At 49.6% G+C, this 6,746-nt stretch carries 12 protein-coding genes and 1 pseudogene; 1 reads left to right on the top strand and 12 read right to left on the bottom strand.

Annotated elements, in window-relative coordinates; translation table 11 throughout:
• Positions 1-91 precede the first annotated feature (91 nt).
• From NNO02_RS08995 to NNO02_RS08940, 12 genes and pseudogenes are all read right to left on the bottom strand, one after another.
• Positions 92-478 carry a hypothetical protein gene (locus NNO02_RS08995; RefSeq protein WP_271440856.1) on the bottom strand — a complete coding sequence of 129 codons (387 nt, stop codon included), beginning with the start codon at positions 476-478 and terminating at the stop codon, positions 92-94.
• A gap of 168 nt (positions 479-646) precedes the next feature.
• Positions 647-937 (bottom strand): annotated as a pseudogene (locus NNO02_RS08990) (DUF550 domain-containing protein); the annotation flags it as partial.
• Between the two features lie 171 nt (positions 938-1,108).
• A complete protein-coding gene (locus tag NNO02_RS08985; RefSeq protein ID WP_271454611.1) occupies positions 1,109-1,846 on the bottom strand; it encodes a DNA cytosine methyltransferase in 738 nt (245 codons plus the stop codon).
• On the bottom strand, positions 1,839-2,273 hold the full coding sequence (locus NNO02_RS08980; protein WP_271454610.1) for an ead/Ea22-like family protein: 435 nt from the start codon (positions 2,271-2,273) through the stop codon (positions 1,839-1,841). The genes NNO02_RS08985 and NNO02_RS08980 overlap by 8 nt, the downstream gene beginning before the upstream one ends.
• Positions 2,270-2,785, bottom strand: coding sequence for a DUF262 domain-containing protein (locus NNO02_RS08975; protein ID WP_271454609.1), 516 nt, complete (start codon positions 2,783-2,785; stop codon positions 2,270-2,272). The genes NNO02_RS08980 and NNO02_RS08975 overlap by 4 nt, the downstream gene beginning before the upstream one ends.
• Entirely contained in the window at positions 2,782-3,246 is a 465-nt protein-coding gene (locus tag NNO02_RS08970) for a hypothetical protein (protein ID WP_271454608.1), read from the bottom strand. The genes NNO02_RS08975 and NNO02_RS08970 overlap by 4 nt, the downstream gene beginning before the upstream one ends.
• An 11-nt stretch (positions 3,247-3,257) precedes the next feature.
• Positions 3,258-3,467, bottom strand: coding sequence for a hypothetical protein (locus NNO02_RS08965; protein ID WP_271454607.1), 210 nt, complete (start codon positions 3,465-3,467; stop codon positions 3,258-3,260).
• The gene (locus tag NNO02_RS08960) at positions 3,464-4,126 is read right to left on the bottom strand and encodes a DUF1627 domain-containing protein (protein ID WP_333908927.1); all 663 of its coding nucleotides are present in this window, start codon (positions 4,124-4,126) and stop codon (positions 3,464-3,466) included. The genes NNO02_RS08965 and NNO02_RS08960 overlap by 4 nt, the downstream gene beginning before the upstream one ends.
• A gap of 20 nt (positions 4,127-4,146) precedes the next feature.
• On the bottom strand, positions 4,147-5,121 hold the full coding sequence (locus tag NNO02_RS08955; protein WP_271454606.1) for a hypothetical protein: 975 nt from the start codon (positions 5,119-5,121) through the stop codon (positions 4,147-4,149).
• A gap of 29 nt (positions 5,122-5,150) precedes the next feature.
• Complete coding sequence (locus tag NNO02_RS08950; protein WP_271454605.1) at positions 5,151-5,393, bottom strand: DUF4222 domain-containing protein; 243 nt, start codon at positions 5,391-5,393, stop codon at positions 5,151-5,153.
• 12 nt (positions 5,394-5,405) lie between these two features.
• Positions 5,406-5,885 (bottom strand): toxin YdaT family protein, encoded by a 480-nt coding sequence (locus NNO02_RS08945; RefSeq protein WP_271454604.1) that lies wholly within the window; start codon positions 5,883-5,885, stop codon positions 5,406-5,408.
• Positions 5,869-6,093: a Cro/CI family transcriptional regulator gene (locus NNO02_RS08940; protein WP_182270006.1), complete on the bottom strand. Its 225-nt coding sequence runs from the start codon at positions 6,091-6,093 to the stop codon at positions 5,869-5,871. The genes NNO02_RS08945 and NNO02_RS08940 overlap by 17 nt, the downstream gene beginning before the upstream one ends.
• 78 nt (positions 6,094-6,171) lie before the next feature.
• On the opposite strand from NNO02_RS08940, the gene NNO02_RS08935 reads away from it, so the two are divergent.
• Positions 6,172-6,588 (top strand): helix-turn-helix domain-containing protein, encoded by a 417-nt coding sequence (locus NNO02_RS08935; RefSeq protein ID WP_181626029.1) that lies wholly within the window; start codon positions 6,172-6,174, stop codon positions 6,586-6,588.
• Positions 6,589-6,746 lie beyond the last annotated feature (158 nt).

Below are 6,746 nucleotides of genomic sequence, written 5' to 3'. Positions count from 1 at the left end.
ATATATAATAGAGAGTGAAAAACCCGCCGTAGCGGGTTTAAATAGAGAAATTGATTACTATGATGTAACCCTAAAGTTCTATGAAACTCTTCTATATCACCCGAACCACAGCCTTTTCATTTCTCCACGGCAGAAGAAGTAAAGAAAAAAACGTCATTTTTATAACCACACCTAACGTGATGAGAAGAGCCAGTTTTATGTTATACGCCCCAGTCACATCTAAGTGGCTCAAAACTTGCCAGGCATTTATTGCAGCCAGTGAGAGAAGAACCACGTAATATTTTAATAGTCGAGTTCTTTCCCAGCACCCTCTTGTTTTTGCCCAATCAATCAATACGGCATAAAACGCAATGCAGATGATAATAGCATCAGCACCCTTACCGTAAATGTAGACACTCAAGATACCCGCAAGTACCAGCAATGTGATTAACGTGCCACATAAAGCCTTAATTAAGAGCGTCTTAATATTCATTTTCACCCACTAACCAGCCAAAATAAGTCATTTTAATAACCATCACCCCACATCTCGTCTATTGAAGCATGCTAGCAACGTCTTTGCTATCCACCAACAGCAAGATTTCCAGTTCGGCGATGCGCTTTGTAGCATATTCCAGTTGAGGTTCCATCACTTCTATCCCTGATGCTGTTCAGTTTTAATATGAAGGCGCTGCTCCCCGTCTTTCGGTTCAGGCCATTGACGTTGTTTGTTAACTGCCAGCTTTTCTACCATCGCCTTGGTAATCTGCTCATCACTGATACCGGCACGACGTTGCGCATCCCATAACAGGAATTGCATGTCAGCCCATTCGCTCAGATCGCCGGGTTCAGCAGCCGCCTCGAGCGCTTCTTTGGAAAGGTGCTTCAGCGGACCAACTGGACCGACATCGCCGAAAGTAGCCTTTGACCATACTGCATGCTCACGACGTACCTGTTCGCGGGCAATCACTACAGCAATCACCTTCACAGCATCAGCCATTGCGTAGCCGAGATTACCGCCGTCGCTTTGTGCTGATGCTTTGCTGAGTATTTCGCGTATATGGTGCAGGCGATCGAGTGATACAGGACCGTGCGCCGGGTGGTTGTTAGTTGTCATGCTGCATACTCCTGATTATTTATTTCTACGCAGCACGCTGAATGCTGCAGCTGCCACTCGCGGAACTTGTCCATTTCCAAGGGCTTTAATTCTGTCCACCCGATGGGCCATCCCATGAACCACTCGACCCATTCCGGGTTCAGTTGTCCATCCTGGCGTGGCAGTGACCCATTTGGTAATGGGCGCATCTTTATCGCACTCGGCAAGTCCGGAGTTCTGCGCAGACGCTCGCTTGGACAGTCTCCGCGGATCGTTGCCTTCGCTGTAGGCCACAATCCACATCCTGTCTCTTTCATGGGGCGCTCCGCAGTTCGATGCTGAAAGACGGAACCACTTGCAGCCATACCCCATTTCGGCAAGGTCACCAATGACCACGGCAAGACCTTTTCCTCTGAGTCGTGGAGAGTTTTCCACGCAGACAAATGCAGGTCGTACTTCACTGACGATTCTAGCCATTTCTGACCACAGTCCGGAACGGTGTCCATCAATGCCGGCACCATGACCATTTGCGCTAATGTCCTGGCATGGAAACCCGCCAGAAACGACATCAACAATTCCACGCCACGGTTTCCCGTCAAAACTGCACACGTCAGACCAAATCGGGAAAGGTCGGAGGATTCCATCATTTTGTCGTTGCGCGAGAACTTGTGCGGCGTAGGCATCACGTTCAACTGCGCAAACTGTTCTCCAGCCAAGGAGGTAGCCGCCGAGTATTCCCCCGCCAGCGCCTGCGAAAAGAGCCAACTCATTCACATGCTCCTCCCAGGCGTTCCCCCTTCACGCCAATGCCAACGGCGATTGCTGACTCTTCATGTGCGCGTTTAGCAGCGTTAAGGATTGCTGCCAGTGGTGTATATCCGCCATCTATTCGGATTGTGTTGTGGATGCCCGCCATTGTGTCGCGCAATTTACTGTGGCTCGCAGACAGTTCTGCTATGCACGTCTCTGCGGCTTCCAGCGCATCCAGCAATGCCAGAACGGTGTCAGGGTTAGCAGCCTGCGAAAACTCACGGTTTGCTTCCGCATCCGGACCTTCAAAGTGCGCGATGATGAAGTTGCCGTTGGCCTGGTCGTCAGAACTGCAAATAGCCTCCCAGCCATCACCAGACTCTTTAATCCATTCTCCGGCACTTGCTGCCCGCGATTTGCTGCGCAGCGCCTGTTTGTTGAGTGCTGTCATTGGGCTGCCTCCATAAGTTGTATTACGTACCGCTTGTGTTCTTCGCTTTGAGGGACGCCTGTAAAGTTCACCGCCATGAAATAAGCGAGACGGTCCTTGTACATCACTTCATCCAGCACAATTGCGGGGAGTGAGCGACGACCAAATGCCAGTTGCTCCGCGCGAGTCATGTCTCGCCAGTAAAGCGGACCATCATCCAGGATGATTGGAATCTCATTGGTGATGAATTTTTTCAGAGTTGTGAGGCGCTGCTTACCGTCAACGACTTCTATGTAAGGAAGCTCACGCGAACACCAGTCAGGCGCCTTTGCCAGCGCCACTGAACCGATAGGAAAACCAGAAATCACTACGTTTAAGAATTCCTGCTGCTCTTCGTGCCCCCATACATACCCGCGCTGATAATTGGCATCAAAATCAAGTTCACCACCAATGATCCAGCGAATGTACATATCAACCGGATACTCCGCGGTGCGAGCGTCGAATACTTGAGCATTGCGAATTCGGTTGCTCATAGCACGGCTCCTTTGCGAAGTTGGGCGGCGAACTCGTTGGCCACCGCTGAATATGGATGCTCATGACCACCGACAACCTTCAGGCTGGCAGCAAACATCTCTACACCCTGCGCCCGCACTTCAGCCAGGAAAGCGTCGTAAGCAGGTATCTGCAATACAGCCAGTGAGCGAATCATCTTCTGCACTTCTGATGGGCATTGTTCGTAATGGTCGTCTGTGATGAATACCGCTTCGTTGTGAATTTTATCTACAGCGCTTAATTCAGCCGCCAGCGCCCTGCACTTGCTCTCGGAGTTAGCGAGTTGTACTGCCATGTCTGCGTTTTGTGATTGCAGCTCTTCGATACCAGCTTTTGCAATATCACTGGCCTTTTCCACGACACTCATCAACTCGTTAATCGCAGCCAGTTTTGATTGCTGCAATTCACATTTTTTCTCTAGTTCCTCGTAGGTTGGTTTCATGCTGTTTTTCCCTAGTTTATTTTTTCGACAAGTTCAATCCACTGTGGCGCCAGCTTTTTCTCTGCCTGTGCGCGGCTATCGGCTGGACCATTCAAATTCACGCGATAATGGTCATACGGGCATTTCAATCCACCCCATACCCAACCCATATAGTTAGGCTTTAGCGCGTATTCGGGCATATTTCCGCAGGTCGGACAGCGTGGTAACTCAGACTGTTTCATTGCACCAGCTCCTGCATCAGCGCGCCGTGTTTGCGAATGCTGCGAACGGCTTCACGAAGTTTTTCCAGGTTGGCCAGCTTCGCTTTCGTACGGCGAATTTCACTTGAGATACCGCGTACCGTTGGGATCAGCAGATCATCAGGACGGCTGACGAAAGCGGGAATTTCCTCGACAATTTCAGTGACAGATTTTTCTGGTACCGGTGGAGTTGATGTCTCCAGTTGCTGTGGTGCTGAGCTTTTGTTTTTCACTGGAGCAGCGGCCGGTAGCGAATAAACAAACTTGCTGCCCACTTTTTCGCGGATAATCCGCCCTTTTGTCATGTGGTGAGTCAGCATTGGCGCCACGCGTTTGGACTCAATACCTGCCAGTGTTGCCAACTCAAGGGATGTCTGTGGTCCATGTTCCGCCAGTAATGTGATGACGTCACTGACTGATACGCTTGCCGGTGTTTTGCAGACAGAACTGATCTCTTTAGGCTGTGATTTAACTTCCTCGGTGACAACTTTCCAGTACCCGTTAGCCTGAACAACCTCGTTACGCTCTTCGTGCTCACGCAGCATCCCGATCACCGCCGCCGGCTCAATTTTCATGCGCGCCGCAATTTCACGGGCTGTCGCTTTTTCCATCGCTTTCAGTACGTCTAAAATGGTTTCCATAAAATTCTCCAGGTTATTTTTTAGCCCCTGAAACCTTCAGGGATACTGTTGTCCGGGACTGAAATGGCGTTAACATCCCGTGGTTGTGTGTTACCGCCAAGGCGGATAATTAATTCATCCCACTTTTCCCGTAGCTTTGAAGGGCTCAGGACGTTGCGACACCAGAACGGATCGCGTTGTACGCGTTTGAATAAATCGCAAATCTGGCGATGGGTACGCCCGTCTATGCAGCGCATCAGGCGTATTTCGTTTGCCCAGGCATTCCAGTTAGGATCTTTTGGGCGTGACAGTTCGCCGTCAGTCTCGGCGGCCTTCTCGTAGAGTTTTTTGATGCGGGAAAAAATCCACTCAGCGCACTGGTGATCCTCTGGTGTGCCCCATTTGCCTTTTTGATGTTCAGAAGATGATTTTTTTTCTTCGCCTGTGGATAAATCGGCTTCCGGGGACGCAGTTCCCGGACAAGAAGAGATCTGTATGTATTTATCTGTTTTAAGATCTGTATAGAGAATAGATTCGGCTTGAGAGCCGTTTCCAGGATTCGGCTTATGAGCCGTTTCCATTCGGCTTAAGAGCCGTTTGGTTTCGGCTTGAGAGCCGTTTCCATTCGACTTAAGAGCCGAATCCAGAACTGGCGGGAATATCAGGGCAATTAATGCCTCTTCATTGATGCGATAATGCATCTTCGGCGTACCGTTTACCTTGCGTTTCTTCTCTTCGATAACACCGGGCAAATACTGGCTGATTATTTTGCTTATCGCCTTGCGGATCACGTCCTCGCTGGACGCACGAACTTCCGCGGCAATTACCGCATGCTCTTTGTAAAACCAGCCATTTTCCAGGTGGGATTTACCAGACCAGAACACCAGTTGATTCAGAATCGCCGCGAGTAAATGCTGCTGGCGGTCACCGGCGAAAAAATCCAGGTAAGGACAAGGGATCGTGATGCTGTTCCCCTGACCGGACATCGACTGGACAATCTCAAAAATTCTACTCACACATAACTCCGTACCTGCTGTGCGCTCTGTCATGACTGCACCTTCATGAACTTGAGTTCAAACTCTCTCCGGCCTGTCTCGCAGATGTCCTGATAACCTTCGTATCGGTACATAACCCGAAGATGAGAAACTCTCATTACCGTCACCATGCGTCCGCGTTCGTTGCGGTATTTCATCCCCGGAATCAGTTCAGCGCTGCGATCGACTGTCTCCGCCGGTACTCTGTGCTTCATCGCATTTTTCATGCGGTCTACAAATTCCTGGGCAAGCATGGGAGCCTCCTATTACGCCGCGCGCGGACCAAGTTGATTGAACTGGATGCTGACGCCGGGAATGAGATCGGCCAGCGCCTGAATTGCCTCTGCCGTTTCTTTGCGGATTACCTGCATTGGCTTACCAGTCAGCACCGCGCTGGTCGCCTCGATGCACTCGCGGTTCGCAATGGCCACCAGGTTATGTAAGTCATGCTGACCAGCCAGCTCTGCATCCATCGCAGCCCTGATTGCTGGCGCCAGTGCAGCTGCCTGACCACGATAGTTCGGCGTGTCATTTCGAAATGCCCGTTGGATGATCTGCGTGTTGTTATGCAGGCGGCGCGCATACTCTGACGGGTCCACGATATCTGCCAGGCTGTCCAGCAAATCACCGTAGTGATGCGCTGTAATCAGCGGGACTATCTTTTTCCAGCCCCCTTTCCTGCCATCCTTCATCGCCCACTCTTCCAGCTCGATAGCCAGCAATTTGATCTCATTGATTTTCATCATTCAATTCCCCTGACCGTTTTGCTTTAGCATGTTTGTCATAGACTTGAGGGTCATATCGCAGGGCACCACCAGAAGCGATTTGCAGTCTCATCGCATTTTTCTCTGGTACGAGTTCGCCCCATACAGAAACCGATGAAGCAGCAACACCAGCAGCTTTTGCCAGTTTTGATTTGCTTCCAAAAAAATTAACTGCATCTTTTTTAAACACGATCACTCCTCCTTAGGTTTTCCTAAGGAAAGTAGATCGTAGAGAAATTTAAGTCAAGAGAATTTAGAATTACCTAATATGGACAAAGAAACCTTCGGTACTCGTCTTTTAAGGCGACGCAAAGAGTTAAACCTTTCCCAGGCTGCCTTGGGCAAACTGGTAAAGGTTGCGCACGTCACGATTTCTCAGTGGGAACGCGATGAAACTCAACCGGCGGGAAAGAGGCTGTTTGCCCTTAGCAAAGGCCTGCAGTGCGCACCAGCATGGCTTCTCTTTGGTGATGAAGCCCAAATTCCCGGTGCGCCGGTACCATTAGAAGAGCAAAGAGAGTTAACTGAGATTCAATTAGAGTTATTAGATCTCTTCGATTCACTTCCCGAGTCAGATCAGATTGGCTTCCTCAATGAGTTACGCGCCCGTAACGAAAACAACAGCATCCGCCTTCAAGAACTGCTAGAGGCAGAGAAGAGAAAAAGAAAAGCCCGAGTAAAATAAACGAAAAAATTCAACTCATAAAATCAATGAGTTATGTTTTGACACCTCAAAACTTAGGTTTTTCTACAAAATAAACCTTGATCGAAAGCTTAAGTTAATCTAAGTTCATCCCATCAAGTAACCACACGCAGTGATTACTCAGAATCAAAATGTTCCGC

Origin of the sequence: Citrobacter sp. Awk 2 (assembly GCF_028069815.1) — a bacterium.
Classification (GTDB): domain Bacteria; phylum Pseudomonadota; class Gammaproteobacteria; order Enterobacterales; family Enterobacteriaceae; genus Citrobacter.
Note: the sequence above shows the minus strand (reverse complement) of the source record. Positions and strands in the feature narration are given on the sequence as shown.